The sequence below is a fragment of the Lacinutrix sp. Bg11-31 genome, from assembly GCF_002831665.1.
Classification (GTDB): domain Bacteria; phylum Bacteroidota; class Bacteroidia; order Flavobacteriales; family Flavobacteriaceae; genus Lacinutrix.
Window position 1 is genome coordinate 701,087 of sequence record NZ_CP025118.1, and the last position, 24,218, is coordinate 725,304.

Sequence of the window (24,218 nt, forward strand, 5' to 3'; positions counted from 1 at the left end):
CTATTATAAAATAGCAACAATCAATTTTCTAATCTTTACTTTTAAGTGATAAATCGCTAATTTTATTAAAATTAATCTTTAAAAATCAAAAAATATGGATCATACTAATACTGGAGACGCAAGCCAATGCCCTTTTATGAAAGGCGCAATTACCACAACCGAAAAAACAGTAACAGATTGGTGGCCAAATACCTTGAATTTGGAGATTTTACACCAACAGGATACCAAAACAAATCCGTTAGGTGCTGATTTTAATTATCATGAAGAATTAAAAAAATTAGATGTAGATGCTTTAAAAAAGGATGTACATGCATTTATGACAGACAGTCAAGATTGGTGGCCTGCAGATTGGGGACATTATGGTGGATTAATGATTAGAATGGCTTGGCATGCTGCTGGTTCATATAGATTAGCCGATGGACGAGGAGGAGGTGGTACAGGAAACCAGCGTTTTGCACCTTTAAATTCTTGGCCAGATAATGTTAGTTTAGATAAAGCAAGACGCTTACTTTGGCCTATTAAGAAAAAGTACGGAAATAAAGTTAGTTGGGCAGATTTAATTATTCTTGCAGGAACTATTGCATACGAAAGTATGGGATTAAAAACTTATGGTTTTGCATTTGGTCGTCACGATATATGGCATCCAGAAAAAGATGTGTATTGGGGAGCAGAAAAAGAATGGTTAGCACCAAGTGATGAGCGTTACGATAATGTTGATAGTCCAGAAACAATGGAAAATCCATTAGCAGCAGTACAAATGGGTTTAATTTACGTAAATCCAGAAGGTGTAAACGGTAAGCAAGATCCTTTAAAAACAGCATTACAGGTTAGAGAAACATTTAAACGTATGGCCATGAATGATGAAGAAACTGTAGCTTTAACAGCTGGTGGACATACTGTTGGTAAAGCGCATGGAAATGGAGATGCTAGTATTTTAGGTCCAGATCCAGAAAGTGCAGGAGTAGAGGAGCAAGGTTTAGGTTGGTCTAACCCAACAAATTCGGGAAAAGGAAGACATACAGTAACTAGTGGTTTAGAAGGTGCGTGGACAACACACCCAACAAAATGGGATAACGGATTTTTTGAAATGTTATTTAACCACGAGTGGGAATCTAAAAAAAGTCCTGCTGGAGCAGACCAATGGGAACCTGTTAGTATTAAAGATGAAGATAAGCCTGTAGATGTTGAAGATTTAACAACAAAGTATAATCCAATGATGACTGATGCAGATATGGCCATGAAAATGGATCCTATTTATAGAGAAATTTCATTAAAATTTAAGGATGATTTTGATACCTTTTCTGATGCTTTTGCTCGTGCTTGGTTTAAATTAACACATCGTGATATGGGACCAAAAGACCGTTGGTTTGGACCAGATGTACCTCAAGAAAATTTAATTTGGCAAGATCCTGTACCTAAAGGAAATTACAGTTACAATGTAGCGGCTGTTAAAAATAAAATTGCAAGTACAGATTTAACTATTTCAGAATTAGTATCTACAGCTTGGGATAGTGCAAGAACCTATAGAGGATCAGATTTTAGAGGTGGTACAAATGGTGCACGCATACGTCTAGAACCTCAAAATAAATGGGAAGGTAATGAGCCAGAACAATTACAAAAAGTACTGTCGGTTTTAAAACCTATTGCTACTCAATTTGGTATTAGCGTTGCAGATACTATTGTATTAGCAGGTAATGTTGGTGTAGAAAAAGCCATTAAAAATGCAGGAATGAGTATAAGTGTTCCTTTTTCTCCTGGTAGAGGTGATGCTACGCAAGAGATGACTGATGTAGACTCCTTTGAGTCTTTAGAGCCACTTGCAGATGGTTACAGAAACTATCAGAAAAAAGAATACGTTGTTAGCCCAGAAGAAATGCTATTAGATCGTACGCAATTACTTGGTTTAACAGCTGTAGAAATGACTGTTTTAGTAGGAGGAATGCGTGTTATGGGAACCAATTATGGCAAAACTAAACATGGTGTGTTAACAGAAAACGAAGGTGCTTTAACTAACGACTTTTTTGTAAACCTTACCGATATGATTTACGAATGGAAACCTATTGATAACGGTATTTACCAAATTAAAAACCGTAAAACTGGTGACGTTAAGTATACAGCAACACGTGTAGATTTAGTATTTGGTTCTAACTCTATTTTACGTGCTTACGCAGAAGTATATGCACAAGACGATAATAAAGAGAAATTTGTCACAGACTTTGTGGCTGCTTGGACTAAAGTGATGAACGCTAACCGGTTTGATTTAAAATAATAAAGTAAGACACTAATTATAAAAGGAATGGGTTTAAAAGCGCATTCCTTTTTTTTATAAAATGAAACTAAAATGAAAGACCTAAACACCCTTTTTGAAAGTATAAAAAATAACGATAATGCTACTTTAAAAGCAGTGTTAACTGCCAACCCAAAATTAACCGAAGCTAAAGACCAACGTGGTTTTACACCATTAATTTTGGCTACGTATTTTGATAACGAAGCTGCAACCAAACTATTAGTAGAACATAGCGCTCCAATTAACGCTAAAGATGCCTCTGGAAATACCGCATTAATTGGCGTGAGTTTTAAAGGTAATGTAGCTTTTGCTAAGTATTTAATGGAGAATGGCGCTAATATAAATGAAGTAAACACTAACGGAACAACTGCTTTAACCTTTGCGACACAATACAATAAAGTAGAGATAGTAAAATTGCTTTTAGAGCATAAAGCAGATGCTACTATTAAAGATAACGATGGTAAAACGGCTATGGATTATGCAGTAGACAAAAAGTTTACAGAAATTGTTGGGCTTTTGGAGTAGAGCAGTGGTTTTTAAATATACTATTTAAAGCCTATTTGGCTTCTTCTTTTTCGTCCAGCATCTCTAAATAAAGATCCTCTACATATTCTCTTGCCCAAGCTGTTCTTCTTAAAAAACCAAGACTAGATTTCATGGTAGGATTGAAGATAAAACAACGAATATTAGTACGCTCTCCCAAATACTCCCAACCATAATGTGCTACCAAACGCTCTAAAACTTGTACTAGTTTTACACCATGAAACGGATTGCTTAATTGCGCTTCTGTAGCTTGTTTACGTATGCGTTTAGTTTTTGGTTGTGACTCTGTTTCTTGAGGTTTCTCAGGTTGCGTGTTTGTATTAGCCAATTCGTTCTTGTTTTTATTTGTGTCCATTATTGGTGTATGGTTTGTTGTCACTTTTATTTTTGTGTGGTGCGTTACCAGATCGTTCTGTTTACTTTATTTCTATTTTAAACGTTATTTTATTATTTGCTAAAAAAGGTAATTTAGTTGAAAAATTTGACAATATCAAGTTTCAATTAAAACACAAGCCACCTTGATTTTACAAGGTGGTTATAGAAATGTTTTTAGAACAAGATTTTGTTACAACTTGCACTAAAGAAATGCACTTAGACTGTTTTTATTTTTTTATAAAAAGAAGATAAATAATTATGAAATAGAATTTTAAAATTCTATTTGTTAGATACGTATGTTGGTAGTTAATCGCAGCGCAGCGTAGAATTAATTGCCAACGTGCGGCTCGTATAAGAAACGTAGGGCAGCTGATAAACACTATCGTTTCGGTTCATTACTTTGCTAAAATACACAGACCTTTCGGTTTGGCATAAACGCCCTATGTTTTTTACACATTATTAGCGGTAAGTGGTAAGTTTTATTTCGTAGGTATAAAGCCATTTTCTCTTGTGTATTTTATATGATTTATGTTTTCTTTTATATCTATTGGAGGTTCTTCATTTTCAATTACTATTATTTGTTTTAAATCAGTTTGAGTAGCTATATATCTGTAAAAATCCATAGCTAAGTCATCACTAACCCTTTCTTCACCAATATTTTCTGATTTTTTATATGAGACCAATGGAGAGTCTAAAATTGGAATGCCAATAGAATAATCTTTTGCAATTACTAACTCATGTAAAGCTAAAATAAATGCAGAATAAAAAATTGCTCGATAACCTTTTCCAAACAGATTTCTGTTTTCACCTGATATTACAAAATCGTTTTGCTCTTCACTATAGCTAACATCTGTTAATCTTAGGTAATTATAACCTTTAAGGACTGACTTCATTGATTTTGAAAGAGGAGTTAAAGAGGCTGTCGAAATATGTTCAAATGAATCTTTAGAACTAGAAATAGGTAAAGAGTTTTCTAATTTTTCTTCTTTTTCTTTGAATTTGTTAAGTTGTTCAAACTTATATAAAGCACCAAGAAGATGACTCTTCTTTTCATTTTGTTTATTGATTTGTTCAATTATTGAACCCATTTCTAATCCAACTCCTTTATCAAGTTCTAAAGTAGATTTTTCTATATTTTTTTCTAAATCCAATACCTCTAGAGAAAGAGAAGTGGTTTCTTCTTTTAAAACCTTTTCAGATTCAATTAATTCCTGAATCAAGGATTCAACTTTTAGTATTTCTTTACTGCAAGAATCTATTATTTTCTTAATTTCTGCACTTGAACACTCTTCTTCTATTTCTCCATTACAAAGAGGACAAGTTCCATTAGTTGAATGATTTTCTTCATTCAATAATATACTTGTTTCTGTTGTAGATTTTAAACGTGAAATGTCAGAATGATAATGAAGTTTTAAAAGATTTGACCTTTTATATAATTCATCAATAACTCTTTTTCGAGATTGTTTCTTGTAGAGTATATTTAGGTCTTCTTTTCGCTTATTTTCAATTTCATTAAATTGCTTTTGAAGACTAGAGTGTTTTTTACTTAGCTTTACAAGACTAGAGTTAGTTTCTATAAGCATCGATGAAGGTTCAACTTTGTAAGCTTTTAATTCATTCGTATTATCACTTATAAATTCTTTTAAGATTTCTAATTTACCTTTTCTATTTGCTATTTGATTAGTAGTAAGTGGCGAAATTATGCTACTATCATCTTTACCAGTAGCAATTAGCTTTAAGACACTAGATTCAATTGTTTTATCTCTGTCGTTATGTACTACTATAGAATCCTCTGTAGTTATTCTAGTTTCATTAACCATTGAAAATTTTACAATATCTCTGTAAGAAATCTGTCTAGTTTTGCCACTTTTGTTTGTTCGTATTTTTTTGCCTGATAAATTATTTAATTTTAATAAAAAAGCAGAAATTGTTTTTTGACTAGCTGGATTGTGTCTTCTATTAAGAGTTTCAAATTCATCCGCTTCTTTGATACCATCAATAGATGAATTATATAGTTTAAAATTCCCTCCTTTTAAATCACTTAATAAGGTAAATGGTTCATTCTTATTATCTCTTATTTCTAGATATATAGATTCATACGCTCTCGCTTCTTTAATATCTTTAGGTGGTTTTGAGGCACCAAACATATAATTTAAACATTGAAAAATATATGACTTACCTACATTAGAAGGTCCAGTAATTACATTAACTCCTTTTTCGAAAACTATACTGGCTTTATTTAATGATTCTCCAACTAGTCTTAACTCTTTTAATATAAAACCTGCTTTCATTATTGTAGAATTTCAATATTAAACTCATTACTTATTTCTGATAATCTTGGAGTCATAATGCTTTTTAGTTCTTTTTTTGTGTGTTTTGAATATTTACTAACTGCCCAATTAGCCTTTTCTTGAAGTTTTGTTGAATATGTTTCCTCAAGTGATTCAAGAAACGGCATTGCATTTTCAGTTGCTTTATATTCTATACCATTAATATTGTATTGTTTTTCAATTAATTTTTTTATTATAAAAAGATTTAATCCTTTTTGTATAATTGAACTTCTAATCATTATTTCACCAGAACGATAAGGTACTGCTGGGTGTAGGCTTTGAGTTGTTTTGTCAATATCTGCTGAATGTATTGTTAGGTAATCTAGATAAACAAGGTTTTGTAAATCAAAAGATTTAGGAAATGCCTCATTTAATATAGTTAAGATTCGAAGACCAGATTCAACACTGTTATTGAATGGATTTATGTTTTTTTTAGTTTCCATTATGTCCATTTAATTTTATTATCATTAACTAACTGATGACAAATTCCCTTTTTATCATAAATTAGGCTGACGTCCTTTAGTGGGTTTGAGGAAATTATTACTTTACTAGCTTCTTTTTCTACTTCTTTTACTTTTATGAAGCTATTCGAATGAATATCTTCTACAATATCAACAATACCTTCAAATATTTCTTTTTGAAAATCATCAAAGGTGTCAATGGGTAGGTTATCTCTAGTGAAATTCCTTAACTGTTCTGCATGATGAAAACTCATTCTTGCTCGTGTAAAATGATTTTTATATAATTCTTTAGAATCTAAATTTGATACATTTTTATAATTTTCTTTACTTTCAGAACTATAAGCAGATAATAGTTGATTAACATATGTCGTTTCAGAACTTTTAATAGTATCAGGTATTGTATTTATATCCAGTTTTTCACGTTCAGGTAATCCTCCACCAAATCTAATTTTATGATTTGGATGTTTTTTATGTTCTTTTAAAATGTTTTTAGTATGAATTTTTGTAAAAATTGAAAAATCAAAACTTTCTATCCAATTGAGTAATTTACCTTCTAATTTAATAGGTGTACTAGATATACCGTTTTCACAATACTTTGCCCAATTTGTTTTTATGGCATCTTTTAAGTCAATTGGATTTTGTAGTAATTTTGAAAGGGAAGTTCCACAACCTTTAGGAGAAACAAAATAGAATTTTCTAGGCTTTGGATACTCTTTTTGAAATGTGTAATATAAAATTTTACCAAACTCTTTATAAACTTGAGTAGGTGTTAATGCATTGTCATAATGCTTACATTGAAAACAATCCCAAGTATAGTTAGGTTTATCTTTATCTGTTACATAACCAACAACATCTCTTCCTTTATCACCAGCTCCACCAAACCTTTCTCCGTCTAAATATTCAACTTTTTTTAAATCAATCCATTCTTCAATAAACTCTTCCCAGTCATCAAATGACATATGCTCAATCATCTTAAGAGGTATTATTCTCTTTCCGTAATTGACTTGATGTGATGTTTTGTAGAATTCCATTTTTTTTAAGCTTATCACTAACGGTTTGGTATAAGAATAGTTGCGGGTTTGCGTGCGAGGAATTTCCGCAGGAAATTCAGATGTAGCAAACACGCAACTACCTTTTGATTAAGCACTAAACCGCAATTATTTTTATACATTGTTACCTGTAGTTATTACTTTTCAGTTCCTGTTTTTTTGTCCGCAATTCAATTCCTATTGAGTTAATAATTCCGAAAGTGGCTCAATTCACGCACAGTTCAGTTTTCATAAACTTGCTAAATTCCGATAGAGTGAAATTCAGCATATGAGTAAATAATTCCACAATATTCAATTCGGATTTTTTACTGATTCTCTTTTGCGTATTTCAAATTGGAAAGTTCCATTTCCATAGCTTTTTGTTTTTTCGATTTAGACGCTGTTAAAAACAAACCAACCGTAAATAATACAACTCCCAAAACTAAAAGTCCAATTCCCATTGCTTTTAATTCATCGCTTTTATTATATCTATTTGCTTTTTCAAATTCAGATGCAGTTATTAAAAGCACGCTGTAACAACTCATTAAAAAGCTAATGATTGTTATTATTACTCCAATTGTTTTTTTCATATTAAATTCAGGTTTTGTTCAGTTTTGAGTGAGCTGCGTAATTACAGGTAACTATTTATATCATTACTTTTATTTCCGTTATCCAATAAGAACATCAGGCTATAGTCCATTTTTAGTTATTGTTATTCTGTAAGTTGGTATTTAACAAATCTATACCTTTTCTTACACAAATAAAATACGTAGAACTACGTATTTTTCTCCAACAACAGCCAAGTTACAACCGTCTATTTAATATATTTTACGGGAATCCTCAATTGCAAGAAAAAAAGTATAAAAAAACCACCTTGCTTTTATAAAGTGGTTTTAACAACAACTAATTTATACAACCTTTATTTTGCATTCCAATAATGCTTTAAATAACGAAGCGCATTTTCTAAGGCTTGTTTTGAGGGTTTATAATTAAAACTTAATACATTTTTAAACTTACTAATAGTGTAATCTTGTTTTAAACCATAAAACATATCTAAATAATGACGTTGCAATAAGGATTCTTTTAATTTAAAACCCACAATTTCATTATTAAATAAAGTGTAAAGTTATTGATAACGAGCAGTATAAAAACATAAAAATTATGTACAACTGAGATTTATCATTTTGAGCATTAATATTTATGATGATATTTGGTTTAAACTAAAAACCTGAGTTATTATGGAAAATAAGGAACACACTAAATTTGTAGACAAAATTGTTGAAGCACTTAAAAAGAGCGCTATTGAGATTGAAGAATTTCGAGTACAAGCAGCTTTAGGTAAAGCTGAAGCACAGGATAAGTATGAAGAAGCTAAAAAGAAGTTTAATCTATTTATTCACGAGAGTAAATTTAAAATAGAAGTTGGTAAAGAAAAGATAGACGATATAAATACCAAGTTTGATGAGCTTCGTGTGCAATTGGCTTTAGGAAAAGCAGACACAAAGGATGCTTTTGCTAAGCAAAAGAAACAATTATTGTTATTGCTTCATGATATTGAAGTAAAGATTAAGACCAACAAAAAAATGAGCCATATGTATGCTTTAGTGCTTGTGGAAATTGAAAAGTTCAAGATCCATCTGGATGTCTTGGAAGACAATTTTAAAGATAAAAAGAGTGATGCCAAAGCGTCTTTTGAAAAAGGAAAGCAGGAATTTAATGACTATATTAATACATTCAAGACTAAGTACTCTAAAAAAGAGGAAACAAAATGGGAACACTTTCAAGGTGAAGTTTCACAAGCTTTTAGCCATTTAAAAATGGCATTTACTAAGCCTTAATTTTTAATTAAAAACCTAAAAAAGCACAATGTAATCATTGTGCTTTTTTATTGGTTTAAACAGTAATCTTTAATAATAATAATAATAAGTATTAAAGTAGAATAGGGCAGACCTTTATTCTTTAGTGTCGTAATCGCCTTTACTTACATTACGCAGCATTCCATAAGCCAAAATTATGGCTATTATTACACATACAATACCAATTATAGAATAGCCTTTCCATAACGGTTTTATTTCTGAAATAATAAACAGCGAAGCAGCAATAATTAAGGCTGCCATTATAAAAGCAGTAACCAGTTGTTTTGTTACACGTTGCATGGTATGAACCATTGGGTCGATACCTTTGTGTGTTAAATCTACTTTTACTTGTCCGCTATTTATTTTTCTGATAGCATTTTTTAAATCTCTTGGAAATTCTTCCATATAGTTACCAAACTCGTAAAGCGAATTCAGCGTTTTTTCTCCTATTCTGGCAGGATTAAATTTTTTGGCTACAATTTTTATTAAATATGGACGAACCATTGCAAATTGATCTAGTTCTGGATCTAGTTTTTGTATAACACCTTCAATTGTAACTAATGATCTTGCGAAAAGGAAAAAATGAGAAGGTACTTTTAAGCCGTGAGCAATAATAATATCTTTTAGTTCTAGCATGATAGTGCTCATTTCATTTTTATGAACCGCTCTAACATAATGGTTTTCAACAAACTCACTAATATCAAATTCTAAAGCTCTCATATTAGATATCGCTGTATTGCTTGATAAATGTTGCAAGGCACGAATAATTTTTTTCACATCTTTTTTGGTGATTGCCATAAACAACTGACCAAATGTTATAATATCTCTTGGTAGAATGCTGCCCATCATACCAAAATCTAAATAGCAAATATGACCATTAGGTAGCACCAATAAATTGCCTGGATGCGGATCTGCGTGAAAAAAACCGTATTCAAAAATTTGTTTGAAGTAGCTGTTCGCTAAACGTCTTGCAATAATTTTACAGTCGAAACCTTTCTCTTCTAGCAGCTCTATTTTGTTAATTTTAATACCATCTATAAATTCTAAAGCAAGAACTTTAGCAGTTGTATATTTTTGATACACTTTTGGTGCGTGGGCAAATAGTGTGCTATCATCATCTTTTGTAATGTTATTATAAAACCGTTGTACATTTATAGACTCGTGAATAAAATCTAGTTCTTTTAAAATAGACGCTTCAAAGTTTCTTACTAAACCAAGCGGATCAAAACTTTTTAGAGATGGTATGCGTTTTTCAAGTACTTCGGCAATGGTGTACATTACTTTAATATCTTCTATAATGGTTTTTTTAATGCCAGGACGTTGTATTTTTAAAGCTACACGGTCGCCAGAATGCAAGGTTGCAATATGTACTTGCGCTATAGATGCAGAGGCAAAAGGTTTAGCATCGAACCAAGCAAATAAGTTGTTAACGCTATCCTTTAATTCAGATTCTACCATATCTTTTGCTTCATTTTCAAGCATTGGTGGTACGTTGTCTTGTAGTTTTTCTAATTCTAGTACTAACTCCAGTGGTATTAAGTCTGGATGACTACTCATTATCTGACCAAATTTTACAAATGTAGGACCTAATTCTTCACATACCAATCGCATTTTTGCCCATTTAGAGTGCATTTTTGCTTGCTTTCTAGAGGCTTGAGGTATAAGACGCTGTACTATGGTAAAACGCTTGCTTTTTTCAAGATAATGCACAAGGTCTTCAAATCCATATTTGATTAGAACTCGTAGAATTTGATTATATCTAGAGGCCGATTTGTATTTACTTTTAATTGCTGCGAAACCATTCATAATTATTCTTTAGCTTCTATATGATTTAAACGTGCTTCTAATAAGGCAATAGCTTTGTCTGCTTTGTCTAATTTTTCATTTAATCCCTTAATTTTATCTAAATGAGCAATGTTTACTTTTTTGTAAAACTGAACAACTGCTTCTTCAATTTTATGCTCCAGTTCTTCTCTTACTTGGCTTGTTTTCTGGATTATTTTATCCATGAATTCAAGCTCTTCACCATTTTCATCAACTTCAGAATCTGAAGCCATTTTATTAAGATTTTCTTTTCCTTTTTCAGAAAAATCATTCAATCTATCTATAAAATGGGTGTCTTTGGCTAAAAAATAAAGGCTGGAAGATAAAGTAATGAGCTCTAGTAAGGTTTTAGTTTTCATGATATTGCATATTTGGTTTACGCTTTTTACCACAATATATTATGATAAGCGGTATTTAAATATGATTTAAATCAGCTATGGGTTTTAAGTAAGTATTTTCAAGATTGAAACAGGAGGTAGTTGTGGGTTTTTAATTTATGTTAAGTAATAGATATTTGTAACAAATAACTTACAGGAGATACTTAGGGCTTTACGAGTAGAGTTAGTAATTAATTTAAACAAAAAAACCACCTTGCTTTTGCAAAGTGGTTTTAATAACTACTAATTTTTCTTTTTTAATTACTTATCAATAGAACCTAAAACACGTTTCATAAAACCATTAACTGCATCTTTTTTAGTTGCACCATCTTTAATCATTTTATTAACTTCAATGGCACCATACATATTAGAAATTAGCTCTCCAATAACGTCTAGTTCTTCATCTTTTAGAGATGGTACTTCGGTTAAGGCTTCTAGAGTTTCAATGGTTTCGACTAGGTAGTCTTCGTCATTGTCTTCTATAAATTGTGTAAGGTGTTTTATTACTGGTAATTTCATTGATAATTTTATTTTATTTAATAAACTGGTGTTCTCGATACAAATACGATAAAAAATCGAATGCACTCGAACTGACGTTTATTACTTCCGCGAAAGCGAAAATGATATTATTTATGCTACTTCGTTAACTAATTCTTTTAAAACGTCGAATTTGTTAGTCTGTACTTGATTCACAAATTTCCCACCTTTAAAAGCAGCAAACGTTGGTAAATTATCTACAGTAGCTAATTTTCTAGATTCCGGGAATTTTTCCGCGTCAGCGATAACAAATGTTATATTTTCTAACTCTCCAGCTAATTTCTTAACCTTTGGTTTCATAATACGACAGTTACCACACCATGTTGCAGAATATTGCACAACAACAGTGTCGTTATTAGCAATAATTTCGGCTAAATTATCTTGACTTAATTCTTGAACCATGTTTAATTAGTTTACGTGGTTTGCTAAATACTCTGCAGTACCAGTTCTATTAGCACTCATTGCGTCTTTTCCTTCTTCCCAGTTTGCAGGACATACTTCACCTTTTTCTTGTACGTGCGTTAATGCATCGATAATACGTAAAAATTCGTTTACGTTTCTACCAATTGGCATGTTGTTTACACCTTCGTGTTGTACAACACCATCTTCGTCTATTACGTAAGTTGCTCTGTATGTTACGTTGTCTCCATCTACGGTTACAACACCAGTTTCTTCGTTATACTTCTCGTTAGTAATATCTAAAATACCTAAAGTATTTGCTAAGTTACGGTTAGAATCTGCTAAAATTGGGTAAGTAACACCTTCAATTCCACCATTGTCTTTTGGTGTGTTTAACCATGCAAAGTGAACTTCTGGAGTATCACAAGAAGCGCCAATTACAATTGTGTTTCTTTTTTCGAATTCTGCTTTAGCAGCTTCAAAAGCATGTAATTCTGTTGGGCAAACAAAAGTAAAATCTTTTGGGTACCAGAATAATAATACTTTTTTCTTGTTGTTTTTTGCTTCTTCAAGAACGTTTAATTTAAAGGTGTCACCCATTTCGTTCATTGCATCCACATTTAAATCTGGGAATTGTTTTCCTACTATTGCCATTGGTATAAAATTTTATAAATTATTATATTGTTTTCAGTTTACAAAGATACATTAGAAGACAAAAAAAATAGCTTAATAAAATCTTTAAATCTTATTAAGCTATAAATTTTGATTATAGTAAAAGGAAAAAACGATAATTTTTAGTTATTTATCTTTGAGTAGTCTTATTTTAATATTAAGTGCAGCAAACAAAAGTGTTGTAAAAGGACTTAGCCAATTAAAAACGGCATACACAAAGTATTCACTAACACCTACGCCTAAAACGCTAGATTGGTATGCACCACAAGTGTTCCAAGGTATTAATACAGAGGTTACTGTTCCAGAGTCTTCAAGTGTTCTACTTAAATTTTCAGGCGCAAGGCCTTTATCTTCATATGCTTTTTTAAACATCTTACCAGGAATTACTAATGCTAAATACTGGTCGCTTGCAATAGCGTTTAAACCTAAACAGCTTAAAACAGTACTCGCAAATAGTCCAAAAACAGTTGTTGCTACAGACAGTAAAGCTTTTGTTATTCTAGCTAAAGCACCAATAGCATCCATAACACCACCAAAAACCATAGCGCAACAAATAAGATAGATGGTCCAGAGCATGCCACTCATTCCGCCAGAACTAAAGAGATCGTTTAATTTTGGGTTATCGGTAACTATACTAGTATCTGTTAAAACAGCAGTGGTAATCGCTCCTATTTTAGTTTCTGCTAATCCGTTTAAAATTTCTGGCTGAAATATAAAAGCAAAAATGGCAGCTAAAGCAACTCCAATACCTAAAGCTATAAGTGGTTTTGTTTTTAGTAAAATTAATCCAACAACTACTAATGGAACAACAAATAACCAAGGTGTAATGTTAAATGTAGCATCCATAGTTGCTAGTAAGCCGCTAATATCTGCGCTTCCTGTTGTGTCTATAGTTGCACTTAATATTGCAAAAACGATTAATGTAATTATAATTGTAGGTACTGTAGTAATTGTCATATAGCGAATATGTGTAAACAAATCTGTTCCAGCCATTGCAGGAGCAAGGTTTGTAGTATCGCTTAAAGGCGACATTTTATCTCCAAAGTAAGCGCCAGAAATAACAGCTCCAGCAATCATTCCTGTTGGGATTCCAAGTGCGCTACCAATACCAATTAGTGCAATACCAACGGTTGCAGAGGTTGTCCATGAGCTTCCAGTTGCAATAGAAATAATAGCTGCAATAATTACAGAGGCTGGTAAAAATATTGAAGGATTTAATACTTGTAAACCGTAATAAACCATGGCAGGAATAATACCACTAATTAGCCATGTTCCTGCTAAAGCACCAACTAAAAATAGTATCATTAAAGGCACGAAAACACTTTTTAGGTTTTCCCAGACTTCTTTAATCATGATCATTAAAGGTACTTTGTTAAAAAAACCATCAATCATGGCAACAAATCCTCCTATTAATAAAATAATTTGATTGGTATAAGCACCAAACCATTCTTGACCCTCAACAAAAAAGATGTTGTAAGCTAGTAAGCTCATTAAAATAATAACAGGAATTAGGGCTTCAAAAAAGTTAAGCTCTTTATTTTCAATTATTTTTTGGTCATCATTAATATTAATTTCAGAAAGATTATCGTCTTGCATGTTAGTTAGTTTTTTTTTGGATATGTAATGTTACGATTTTAGAAGAAGTTATGCAAATTCAAGTATATGCTGGAAATTAGCGGGTTATATAGATTTACTTACTCAAATTGTTTTAGGAGCAGCTTTTTGAGAAGTAATTTTAATAAATAAAACAGGAAATAAGGCTTTGCCTTTTGGTGCCATTAGAGATGTCATTCTAGATTTATAAGTGCTTTTTGGTAAGCTATTTTATTATCTGTTTAGAGTTCTTTTATGTTCGGTTTATGAATTAAGATAGAGATTAAGATTAAGGTTTATATTATATAGACTTAAAAAACTTTGTATAGTTCTTGAGAAGTTTTTTACAGGAGAATCTGGAATTAATTCAGAATATAAATTCAAGTCTATTGGGTAAACGGAAGCTTTTGCAAAAGCAAATAATACACCTTCCAGGTGTAAAATCTTATGCGAAATTAAAAATAACTAATTTAAAGTTGATTTAAGCGAATTGTCTTTGTCTTCACTTTAAAATTTAGAAGAGTAATTTTTATACATTACACAATTAAATAAAAAGATAAAGTCTCAAGATACTGATACTACTAAAGAATATTAAGATGAAAAAATTAAGAATTTAGAATATAGGCTACTTAAAATAGAAGTACTTTTAAATAAGTAGTCACTTATTACATAAATATAAAAAGCCTGAACATTTATTATGTTCAGGCTTTTTAGTATTTAATTATTTTAAATTATGCGACTGTCAGTTCTTTAAGTGAGAATACTAGTTGCTTGATTATTTAGAATATCTAAAATAATTGGTTTGAGACCGCTAAAAAAGAATTCTACAGCTATTACCATTACTATTAAACCCATTAAACGCATCATGACATTTATTCCTGTTTGACCAAGAATTTTAATAATTTTTGTAGAACTATATAGAATAATATAAGTTACAGATATAACTGCTACTACAGCAAGAATTAGGATGATTTTTTTTTCTATTGAATGGGCATCCTCCATCATTACTATGGCATTGGTTAGTGCTCCTGGTCCACATATCATTGGGATTGCTAAAGGCGTTACAGAAATATCATCGACGTATGTTTTAATTTCCGATTCTTTCAATTTTACTTTGCCTAAGCGTGCTTGAAGCATATCCATTCCCATTAAAAAAAAGATAACACCTCCAACAACTCTAAAACTGTTTACAGAGATGCCAAAGAAATTAAATAATACTTGCCCAGAAAAGGCAAATATTATTATAGTAATAAAAGATACTATCGACGCTTTTTGTGCAGTTTTAGTTCTATGACTTTTATCTAAGTCTGCAGTCATCGTCATGAATATTGGCATAGTGCCAAAAGGATTTATCAGTGTAAAAAAAGAGGTGAATGATAGGATTCCGAAAGCTATTACTTCGTTCATTGTACTTATTAAGTTGTTAGTTTAATTATGCCATTTCAGTTTGTAGAACACCAACTTCTAACATGCATGCTCTCATCATATCAAAAGTACGTTCTATATCTGCATCTAATCCAATAGAAAAACGAATCAATCCATCGCTTAATCCCATTTCTTTTTGTTCATCTTCAGGGATTTCTGAAGAAGTAGAACTTCCAGGAGCGCTAAATAATGTTTTGTAGAACCCTAAACTTACTGCTAAATAACCTAAGTTTTTCTCTTGCATTAACTCCATTAAAGCATTTGCGTTTTCAAGAGAACCAGTATCTATAGTAAGCATACCACCAAATCCGTATTTTTCGTTCATCATTGTTTTAAATAACTCATGAGAAGGATGCGATGCTAAACCTGGATATACTGTTTTTATACCTAAATCTTGAAATTTCTCGGCTAAAAAAGTAGCATTATAACTGTGTTGTTGCATTCTAATATGTAATGTCCTTAAGTTTTTAAGAACAGAAGCAGCACGTAAACTATCCATTGTAGAACCTAAAAGCATACAAGCACCATCATTTACACTTTTTAAGCTGTCTATAAATTCTTGTGTTCCACAAACTACACCACCAACGGTATCACTAGATCCATTAATGAATTTTGTTAAACTATGTATTACTATATCTGCACCTAAAACAGCAGGAGAAACCGATAAAGGAGAGAATGTATTATCTACAACTAACTTTAAATTATGCTTTTTAGCAAGTTTAGCTAAACCTTCTATATCTGCAACTTCTAGTAATGGGTTACTAACAGATTCGCAGTATAAAACCTTTGTGTTTGGAGTAATAGCAGCTTCAACAATATCTAATTTTGTAATGTCTACAAAAGATGTTGTAATATTTAGGCGAGGTGTAAAGTTTTTTAGAAAAGCATAAGTACCTCCATAAATAGTTCTACTAGAAACTACGTGATCTCCAGCATCACAAAGTTGTAAAATTACAGGTGTAATTGCACCCATTCCAGAAGCTGTAACATTAGCAGATTCTGTGCCTTCCATTGCTGCTAAAGCTTGGCTTAAATATAGGTTAGAAGGTGTTGTATGTCTTGAATATAAATAACAACCATCTGCATTACCTTCAAAAGTATCTTGCATTGTTTTTGCAGATATAAAGGTGTAAGTAGAGGAGTCTGAAATTGAAGGATTTACGCCTCCAAACTCTCCAAAATATTGTAAGTCCTGAATATTATTTGCTGGTTTAAATTTCATAGCTTTGTATATAAAAAATTAGTATATATGATTATTATCATGTAAAATTGATCTATTTTAGACTAATAATCAATAGATTTGTTTAAATTCAGTTGTTAAAACTGAATATTTACATTATTATGGTTTATTTTTAATATTTTATTTAAAATTTGCCAGTACAACTGAAAATTTTTCGATTATGACTTTTGATGCTATAGACACCAAACTAATTCAATTACTACAAGAAGATTGTAAACAGACTAATAAAGAACTTTCTAATAAATTAAACTTATCTATAACAGCAGTTTACGAGCGTATTAAAAAGCTTGAAAATAATGGTGTAATAGATAAATATGTAGCTTTAATTAAAAAAGAAGCCATAGAAAAATCGTTTGTTGCTTTTTGTCACATTAAGTTAGAAAAGCATTCTCAAGCTTATGTAATGAAGTTTGAAAAGGAGGTAACCGAATTAGACGAGGTTCTAGAATGTTTTCACATTAGTGGAGATTACGATTACTTGTTAAAAGTTCTAGTAAAGGACATGGAGGCTTTTAGAGAGTTCATGGTAAATAAACTAACCAACATTAATCATATTGGAAGCACACATAGTATGTTCATGATTAACGAAGTAAAGCATACTACTGCTATTTCAGTTTAAATTTTTAATAATTATGTTTCAGTCAATAAGATATAAGCTTATAGAATTCTTTTTAATATTTATTGTAACTCCTATAAGTTTTACAATAGATTTTCCGTTTTGGATAAAGGGAATTATAGCTTTAACAGGCTTTGTTTACATAATATATGTATTATTAAAAATTCAGAAAAATAAATTCAGAATTGCAAAGAATATTAATTGGTCGCGGTTTTTTCGTGATACTTTAATAAAATTAGTTGGTATCGCTTTTATTACAATAGCCTTAGTCTACTTTTTAGACAAAGCAAGTCTGTTTAAAGTGTTAATAAATAAGCCTTTAATGTGGTTGGTTTTACTATTTGTGTATTCAGCTTTTTCGGTTTATCCGCAAGAATTAATATTTAGAACCTTTTACTTTCAACGTTACGAGAATTTATTTCAGAATAAAAAACTATTCATTTTTATAAATGCTGTTGTGTTTTCTTTAGCACATTTGTTTTTTAGAAATACCTTAGTAATCGCCTTAACCTTTTTTGGTGGATTACTTTTTGCTTTCACTTATAAGAAGACAAAATCAACACTCTTAGTATCTATAGAACATGCCATTTATGGTTGTTGGTTATTTACTGTTGGCATGGGAGAAATGCTTGGTTTTCCAAGTTAAAAAAATAATTGATAGTCGTTGGTTTGTCACAAATCAAAATTGTACTTTTGTTATAATATTAAATTTGTCATTTTCGCAAAAGCGGAAAACTATACAAAAACATTTTTTATGAGTAAATATGATGTAGCCATAATTGGTTCTGGACCTGGAGGATATGTAGCAGCAATACGTTGCGCACAACTAGGTATGAAAACAGCAATAATTGAAAAATATTCAACCTTAGGAGGCACCTGCTTAAACGTTGGTTGTATTCCTAGTAAAGCATTGTTAAGTTCTTCTCACCATTACGAGGAAGCTACAAAACATTTCGAAGATCACGGTATTGAAATACCTGGAGAGATAAAAGTAAACCTAGAAAAAATGATTGGTCGTAAGCAAGCAGTTGTAGACCAAACAACAGGAGGTATTGACTTTTTAATGAAGAAAAACAAAATCGACGTTTTTACAGGTGTTGGTAGTTTTAAAGACGCTACACACATAACAATTACAGGAGAAGAGACTACAGAGATTGAAGCTACACATAGTATTATCGCTACAGGATCTAAACCATCTAGCTTACCATTTATTACTTTAGATAAAGAACGTGTAATAACATCTACCGAAGCTTTAAAACTTAAAGAAATCCCTAAGCATTTAATTATAATTGGTGGAGGTGTTATTGGTTTAGAATTAGGTCAAGTGTACCGTCGTTTAGGAGCAGAAGTTACTGTTATTGAATATATGGATCGCATTCTTCCAACAATGGATGCAGGCTTATCTAAAGAACTTAATAAGGTCTTTAAAAAAGCAAAATGTAAAATGATGCTGTCTCACAAAGTACAATCTGTAGAGCGTAATGGAGACGAAGTTATCGTTAAAGCAGAAAATAAAAAAGGTGAAGTAGTAGCGTTTAAGGGAGACTATTGTTTAGTTTCTGTAGGGCGTAATCCATATACAGATGGTTTAAACCTTGAAGCTGCTGGTGTTAAGTTAACAGATCGCGGACAAGTAGAAACAAACGAACATTTACAAACAAATGTTTCTAATATTTATGCCATTGGTGATGTTGTTAAAGGAGCTATGTTAGCACACAAAGCTGAAGAAGAAGGTGTTTTTGTCGCCGAAACTTTAGCAGGACAAAAACCGCATATCGATTATAACTTAATTCCAGGTGTTGTTTATACTTGGCCAGAAGTTGCTGCAGTTGGTAAAACTGAAGAAGAATTAAAAGCAGAAGGTGTTGCTTATAAAGCAGGACAGTTTCCTTTTAGAGCTTTAGGTAGAGCAAGAGCAAGTGGAGATATCGACGGATTTGTAAAAATATTAGCCGATGAGAAAACAGACGAAGTTCTAGGTGTACACATGATTGGTGCACGTTGTGCAGACTTAATAGCAGAAGCAGTAGTTGCTATGGAATTTAGAGCAAGTGCAGAAGATATTTCGCGTATGTCTCATGCACATCCAACATTTGCAGAAGCAGTAAAAGAAGCAGCTTTAGCAGCAACAGAAGATCGCGCTTTACACGTATAAAATATGATAATAGAACCAAAAACAAGAGGATTTATATGTTTAACATCACACCCAAAAGGTTGTGAGCAAAACGTAATAAACCAAATAGAATATATAAAGGAAAGACCAGTTACAGAAGGTCCTAAAAAAGTATTAGTCATTGGTGCATCTACAGGATTTGGATTGGCATCACGTATTACAAGTGCTTATGGATCTAACGCTGCAACCATTGGTGCTTTTTTCGAGAAGCCACCAACAGCAGGTCGTCCAGCATCACCAGGCTGGTACAATAGTGCTGCTTTCGAGGCTCAAGCCAATAAAGATGGATTATATGCTAAAAGTATAAATGGAGATGCATTTTCTAATGCTATAAAAACTGAAACTATTGACCTAATCAAAAAGGATTTAGGAGAAATAGATTTATTGGTTTATAGTTTAGCTTCACCAGTACGTACGCATCCAGATTCTGGAGTGCGTTTTAAATCGGTTTTAAAACCAATTGGTACTACATTCACAGATAACACCGTAGATTTTCATACAGGTGAAGTTAAAGAGGTAACAATAGGACCATGTACAGAAGAGGAGATTGATAATACTGTTGCTGTAATGGGAGGTGAAGATTGGCAAATGTGGATAGACCAACTTAAAGCAGCAGGTGTTTTATCTAAAGATTTTAAAACAGTTGCTTACTCATATATTGGTCCATCATTAACTGAAGCAGTTTACAGAAAAGGAACAATTGGTCGTGCAAAAGACGATTTAGAGGCGACTGCATTTAAGATTACAGATGCTTTAAAAGACATCAACGGTCAAGCTTATGTGTCTGTCAATAAAGCATTAGTAACACAGGCTAGTTCTGCTATTCCAGTGATACCATTATATATATCATTATTATATAAAGTAATGAAAGCAGAAGGTATTCACGAAGGTTGTATTGAGCAAATAGAACGTTTGTTTAACGCACGTTTATATTCTGAAAACACACCTTTAGACGACGCAGGAAGAATTAGAATTGACGATTGGGAAATGCGTGATGATATTCAAGCAAAAGTTTTAGAGCTTTGGAAACAAGCTACAACCGAAACTTTACCAGAAATAGGAGATTTAAAAGGTTATGAAACAGATTTCTTTAATCTTTTTGGTTTTAAAGTAGAAGGTATTGATTACGATAAAGATGTTGACGAAATGGTTAATGTACCAAGTATAACAGCATAGCTTTACAACACATACAGTATTAAAAGCGAACTTATATAAGTTCGCTTTTTTTTTGTTTTAAAAAGTAATTTTCATTTTAATATAACAAGAATAATTGTGTGTTGTTTTATATTTTCAACTTAATTGATTTAATAGTGATATGTTAAAACAAAGTGCGTTTTGTCGATTATAATAGGTTTTAATCGGGTTTTTAAATATATTTATAATCCCAAATCTAATATACTAGCATTATGAAAACTTCCTACCTAGCACTTGTTTTTTGCTTTTTTTTATCTTTTAGCAATTCGCAAAATAAAAACGTTGCACTTGTCGAAGATTATGTAAAAAGCTTTAATAATAAAGATTCTATTGCAACTCTAAACCTTATACATAAAAATTTTGGTGAATATTGGAATACATTAATAGTAACCAAGAGTAAACGTGAGTATTCTAATTATTATGCTTGGAGTAATATTATGCAAGATTACGAGGAAGTAGAAGTGGTTAGCGCTACAGGTAAAAAAGTAGTTGTTAACTCTACTTATTATTCAGATTTAGATAAGCTATTAGGCAAAATGCCTTATAAATGTAAAAAAACATTTATAGTCTCTAATGGGAAAATTCTAAAAATAATAAGCGCAAAAAACAAAGGTTACGACCTTTATCAAAACAAAAGAAAAAGCGCATATATTAAATTTAAAAATTGGTTATCTAAAACTCATAAATTAAAACGTCGTGATTTTGAAATGAACCACAAAGATGCTTTAAAAATGAAAAGAATTGTTATGGAGTATCTTTTAGAAACAGAAGAAGTAGTTGTTGAAAGAGATTAGTATTAATAGCGGTATAAAAAAAAAGGTGAATCGATTAGATTCACCTTTTTTTTTGCTTTACACTGTAACAACTATAAACTTATTGTGTCTATATAGTTAATCAATCAATAACCAAACAAATCAAAAATGAAAACTACAATCACTAAAATCTGTACTTACTTAATAATTGTAACTGTTGCTTTTTCTTGTAAAAGGGAAGAAGAAGACAAGTCAGTTTCTATAAATGAATATGTACTTGAAGACCAGGAATTATACAATACAATAAAAGCTTTAGATACTAAGTATTTTAATGCTTATAATACCTGTGATATAGAAACACAAAGTGAAATGGTTCCTGATAATTTTGAGTTTTATCATGATAAAGGAGGTTTAATGACCTCTAAAGATGATTTTTTAGAAGCATTAAAAAATAATATTTGCGGAAAAGTAAAACGAACTTTAGTTGAAGGGAGTGTAGAAGTTTACCCAATAAATAATTATGGAGCAGTTCAAATTGGGTATCATACCTTTTTTAATAATCAAGAACCTGATGCAGTCTCTAAACCAAGTAAATTTATAGTTATTTGGAAAAAAGAAAATAACTCTTGGAAAATGTCTAGAGTAGTTAGTTTGCATTAGTAACGATCTAATAGTTTTAAAATTTATTTTTTTATCATTACTGCGAAAGACTGTGAAGACAAATCAATACTTTTCTAAAGCTTTTAAAACCTCCTTTTTATAACTCCTACTAATTGGTAACGCTTTTTTATCAATTGTAATATGCTCGTTTGTAAAAGACCCAATATGTTTTATAGAAATAATATAAGAACGATGAATACGCATAAATTGCTGCTTTGGTAATTTGGCTTGAATAGCACTAATAGTCTCACGAGTAACTATAGTTTCATTTGTTAAATGAATTTTTATATAATCGCTATAGCTTTCAATGTAAACAATAGCATAAAAATCAATTTTAAGCATGCGTCTATCTGAGCGTACAAACATAAAATCGTTTGCTTCTTCAGTTTTACTTGTTTCTATTTCTTTTGTGTTGTAAACATCAAAATAAGTGTTTACGGCTTTTAATAAACGCTCAAAAGCTATTGGTTTTAATAAATAATCTACAGCTTGTAATTCGAAACCTTCCACAGCATAATCTCTATACGCAGTGGTAAATATTACTTTAATGTCTTTGTTTATGGACTTTGCAAAAGCTATCCCTGAAATTTCTGGCATATTAATATCTAAAAAAACCAAGTCAATTTTACTAGCATTAATACAATTAAAAGCATCAACTGCATTGCTGCAACTTTTTACAATTTTAATATTATCTATTTTAGATAAATGTGTTGCAATTATTTCTCTTGCAATAGCTTCGTCATCAACAATAAGACAAGAGATTTGTTTATGCATTTTTTAAGGTTTTTGTGTTAAGTTTTAATACAACTTCAAAAGTAGTTTCATTATCATTAATATCAAGCGTGTATTTGTCTTTGTAAAGTAATTCTAATCGTTTTTTTATGTTTTCTAAACCAATACCATTTTCACTATTAGTTTGCTTTTGTGACGTGTTTTTTATGTAAAATCTTAAGTTTTCAGCTTCACAAGAAATAGTAATATCTACTTTTAATGCGCCATTTTGTATAAAGCCATGTTTAAAACTATTCTCTACAAAAGGCATTAATAACATTGGAGATATGTTGGTGGTTTCTTTAATGTTTTTAGAAATAAAAGAAACAGCTAATGTGTCATTAAAACGTAATTGTTCTAGTGCGATATAGTCTTTTATATGGTTTATTTCTTCGGTTAAACTTACAAATGGTTTATCTGTTTGGTAGAGTAGGTAGTCTAATAGGTTAGACAGTTTTAGTATCATTTCTGGTGTTTCATCTGCTTTTTTTAAAGCGAAACCATACATTGTATTTAATGTGTTAAACAAGAAATGCGGATGAATTTGCATTTTTAAGTAATTCAATTCTTGTTCTTTTAATTTTAGCTGTGTTTCTAGTATCTTAGTTTCTAAAACATTTGCTTTCTCACTGTTTTTTAAATTCAATTTTAATAATTTAAAAGCGCTAACAATAATAACCACAAGATAAACACCTGTCATTACAAAGAGCAAGTTTTTGCTTATTGGGCTCATTTTGTTGTATTCGAAATTTGACAAGAAAATCAAGCTAAAAAAGATAGAAACAAAAATTAAATAACCAGATATTATTAAAGTATACAAACTATACAAGCCAAAACGGAAATACTGTTTTGTAATTAAATACTCTGGTATTAATTTATAAATTGAAACATAAGTTGTTGTTATTGTAATTGGCATTAAGAACAAAGAAAAATATAGTGTTTGATTAAAATCTGTACTACCAACACCAAAAAAATAAGTGTAAAAAAAGAGCACACCAAGCCAGAATAGAACATGTAGTAGTACTTGTCCTAGTTTTTTTAAGATGAATTCCTTTTTTAGCATTATTTGTAAATTGTATTACAATAATAGTATATTTTTATTCGA

Annotated in this window: 25 protein-coding genes; 9 read left to right on the forward strand and 16 right to left on the reverse strand. The window is 31.0% G+C overall.

The genetic code is table 11. The annotated features are described in order from the left end of the window. Positions 1-94 precede the first annotated feature (94 nt). Both katG and CW733_RS03275 read left to right on the forward strand, forming a co-directional pair. Positions 95-2,269 (forward strand): catalase/peroxidase HPI, encoded by a 2,175-nt coding sequence (gene katG / locus CW733_RS03270; protein ID WP_100995655.1) that lies wholly within the window; start codon positions 95-97, stop codon positions 2,267-2,269. Positions 2,270-2,341: 72 nt separating this feature from the next. Continuing rightward, on the forward strand, positions 2,342-2,812 hold the full coding sequence (locus CW733_RS03275; protein WP_100995657.1) for an ankyrin repeat domain-containing protein: 471 nt from the start codon (positions 2,342-2,344) through the stop codon (positions 2,810-2,812). A 31-nt stretch (positions 2,813-2,843) separates the two neighbouring features. Here the strand turns inward: CW733_RS03275 and CW733_RS03280 are convergent, their stop codons facing one another. From CW733_RS03280 to CW733_RS03305, 6 genes are all read right to left on the reverse strand, one after another. Continuing rightward, a complete protein-coding gene (locus CW733_RS03280; RefSeq protein ID WP_369806626.1) occupies positions 2,844-3,209 on the reverse strand; it encodes a VF530 family DNA-binding protein in 366 nt (121 codons plus the stop codon). 475 nt (positions 3,210-3,684) lie between these two features. Continuing rightward, positions 3,685-5,496, reverse strand: a complete 1,812-nt coding sequence (locus CW733_RS03285; RefSeq protein ID WP_100995661.1) for an AAA family ATPase — start codon at positions 5,494-5,496, stop codon at positions 3,685-3,687. Further along, entirely contained in the window at positions 5,496-5,978 is a 483-nt protein-coding gene (locus CW733_RS03290) for an ABC-three component system middle component 2 (protein ID WP_157811530.1), read from the reverse strand. The genes CW733_RS03285 and CW733_RS03290 overlap by 1 nt, the downstream gene beginning before the upstream one ends. After that, positions 5,978-7,045: an ABC-three component system protein gene (locus tag CW733_RS03295; RefSeq protein ID WP_198520103.1), complete on the reverse strand. Its 1,068-nt coding sequence runs from the start codon at positions 7,043-7,045 to the stop codon at positions 5,978-5,980. The genes CW733_RS03290 and CW733_RS03295 overlap by 1 nt, the downstream gene beginning before the upstream one ends. 305 nt (positions 7,046-7,350) lie before the next feature. Continuing rightward, on the reverse strand, positions 7,351-7,614 hold the full coding sequence (locus CW733_RS03300) for a hypothetical protein (RefSeq protein ID WP_100995665.1): 264 nt from the start codon (positions 7,612-7,614) through the stop codon (positions 7,351-7,353). A 329-nt stretch (positions 7,615-7,943) separates the two neighbouring features. Continuing rightward, positions 7,944-8,123 (reverse strand): hypothetical protein, encoded by a 180-nt coding sequence (locus CW733_RS03305; RefSeq protein WP_100995667.1) that lies wholly within the window; start codon positions 8,121-8,123, stop codon positions 7,944-7,946. 139 nt (positions 8,124-8,262) lie between these two features. On the opposite strand from CW733_RS03305, the gene CW733_RS03310 reads away from it, so the two are divergent. Further along, complete coding sequence (locus tag CW733_RS03310; RefSeq protein ID WP_100995669.1) at positions 8,263-8,862, forward strand: DNA replication initiation control protein YabA; 600 nt, start codon at positions 8,263-8,265, stop codon at positions 8,860-8,862. Between the two features lie 114 nt (positions 8,863-8,976). Here the strand turns inward: CW733_RS03310 and CW733_RS03315 are convergent, their stop codons facing one another. From CW733_RS03315 to CW733_RS03350, 8 genes are all read right to left on the reverse strand, one after another. Further along, complete coding sequence (locus CW733_RS03315; RefSeq protein ID WP_100995671.1) at positions 8,977-10,686, reverse strand: AarF/UbiB family protein; 1,710 nt, start codon at positions 10,684-10,686, stop codon at positions 8,977-8,979. Between the two features lie 2 nt (positions 10,687-10,688). Beyond that, a complete protein-coding gene (locus CW733_RS03320; RefSeq protein ID WP_100995673.1) occupies positions 10,689-11,063 on the reverse strand; it encodes a hypothetical protein in 375 nt (124 codons plus the stop codon). Between the two features lie 279 nt (positions 11,064-11,342). After that, on the reverse strand, positions 11,343-11,600 hold the full coding sequence (locus CW733_RS03325) for a hypothetical protein (protein ID WP_100995675.1): 258 nt from the start codon (positions 11,598-11,600) through the stop codon (positions 11,343-11,345). Between the two features lie 111 nt (positions 11,601-11,711). Next, positions 11,712-12,020, reverse strand: coding sequence for a co-chaperone YbbN (locus CW733_RS03330; protein ID WP_100995677.1), 309 nt, complete (start codon positions 12,018-12,020; stop codon positions 11,712-11,714). Between the two features lie 6 nt (positions 12,021-12,026). Further along, entirely contained in the window at positions 12,027-12,671 is a 645-nt protein-coding gene (locus tag CW733_RS03335) for a peroxiredoxin (protein WP_100995680.1), read from the reverse strand. A gap of 144 nt (positions 12,672-12,815) precedes the next feature. Further along, the gene (locus CW733_RS03340; RefSeq protein ID WP_100995682.1) at positions 12,816-14,285 is read right to left on the reverse strand and encodes a Na+/H+ antiporter NhaC family protein; all 1,470 of its coding nucleotides are present in this window, start codon (positions 14,283-14,285) and stop codon (positions 12,816-12,818) included. A gap of 747 nt (positions 14,286-15,032) precedes the next feature. Further along, positions 15,033-15,689 carry a MarC family protein gene (locus CW733_RS03345; protein WP_100995684.1) on the reverse strand — a complete coding sequence of 219 codons (657 nt, stop codon included), beginning with the start codon at positions 15,687-15,689 and terminating at the stop codon, positions 15,033-15,035. A 25-nt stretch (positions 15,690-15,714) separates the two neighbouring features. Then, on the reverse strand, positions 15,715-16,929 hold the full coding sequence (locus CW733_RS03350; RefSeq protein ID WP_100995686.1) for an aminotransferase class I/II-fold pyridoxal phosphate-dependent enzyme: 1,215 nt from the start codon (positions 16,927-16,929) through the stop codon (positions 15,715-15,717). Positions 16,930-17,107: 178 nt separating this feature from the next. Between CW733_RS03350 and CW733_RS03355 the strand changes: the two genes are divergently transcribed. The 6 genes from CW733_RS03355 to CW733_RS03380 all read left to right on the forward strand — a co-directional run bounded on the left by CW733_RS03355 (position 17,108) and on the right by CW733_RS03380 (position 22,342). Next, entirely contained in the window at positions 17,108-17,566 is a 459-nt protein-coding gene (locus tag CW733_RS03355) for an Lrp/AsnC family transcriptional regulator (protein WP_055436985.1), read from the forward strand. Positions 17,567-17,579: 13 nt separating this feature from the next. After that, positions 17,580-18,209 (forward strand): CPBP family intramembrane glutamic endopeptidase, encoded by a 630-nt coding sequence (locus tag CW733_RS03360; protein WP_100995689.1) that lies wholly within the window; start codon positions 17,580-17,582, stop codon positions 18,207-18,209. Between the two features lie 108 nt (positions 18,210-18,317). Next, positions 18,318-19,718: a dihydrolipoyl dehydrogenase gene (lpdA, locus tag CW733_RS03365; RefSeq protein ID WP_100995691.1), complete on the forward strand. Its 1,401-nt coding sequence runs from the start codon at positions 18,318-18,320 to the stop codon at positions 19,716-19,718. 3 nt (positions 19,719-19,721) lie between these two features. Then, positions 19,722-20,912, forward strand: coding sequence for an enoyl-ACP reductase FabV (gene fabV / locus CW733_RS03370; protein WP_100995693.1), 1,191 nt, complete (start codon positions 19,722-19,724; stop codon positions 20,910-20,912). 230 nt (positions 20,913-21,142) lie between these two features. After that, a complete protein-coding gene (locus CW733_RS03375) occupies positions 21,143-21,724 on the forward strand; it encodes a hypothetical protein (RefSeq protein WP_100995695.1) in 582 nt (193 codons plus the stop codon). Positions 21,725-21,850: 126 nt separating this feature from the next. Next, a complete protein-coding gene (locus CW733_RS03380) occupies positions 21,851-22,342 on the forward strand; it encodes a nuclear transport factor 2 family protein (protein WP_100995698.1) in 492 nt (163 codons plus the stop codon). A gap of 63 nt (positions 22,343-22,405) precedes the next feature. Here CW733_RS03380 and CW733_RS03385 read toward each other — a convergent pair whose 3' ends face one another. Both CW733_RS03385 and CW733_RS03390 read right to left on the reverse strand, forming a co-directional pair. Then, the gene (locus CW733_RS03385) at positions 22,406-23,116 is read right to left on the reverse strand and encodes a LytTR family DNA-binding domain-containing protein (RefSeq protein WP_100995700.1); all 711 of its coding nucleotides are present in this window, start codon (positions 23,114-23,116) and stop codon (positions 22,406-22,408) included. After that, positions 23,109-24,176 carry a sensor histidine kinase gene (locus tag CW733_RS03390; protein ID WP_100995702.1) on the reverse strand — a complete coding sequence of 356 codons (1,068 nt, stop codon included), beginning with the start codon at positions 24,174-24,176 and terminating at the stop codon, positions 23,109-23,111. The genes CW733_RS03385 and CW733_RS03390 overlap by 8 nt, the downstream gene beginning before the upstream one ends. Between the last annotated feature and the right edge of the window lie 42 nt (positions 24,177-24,218).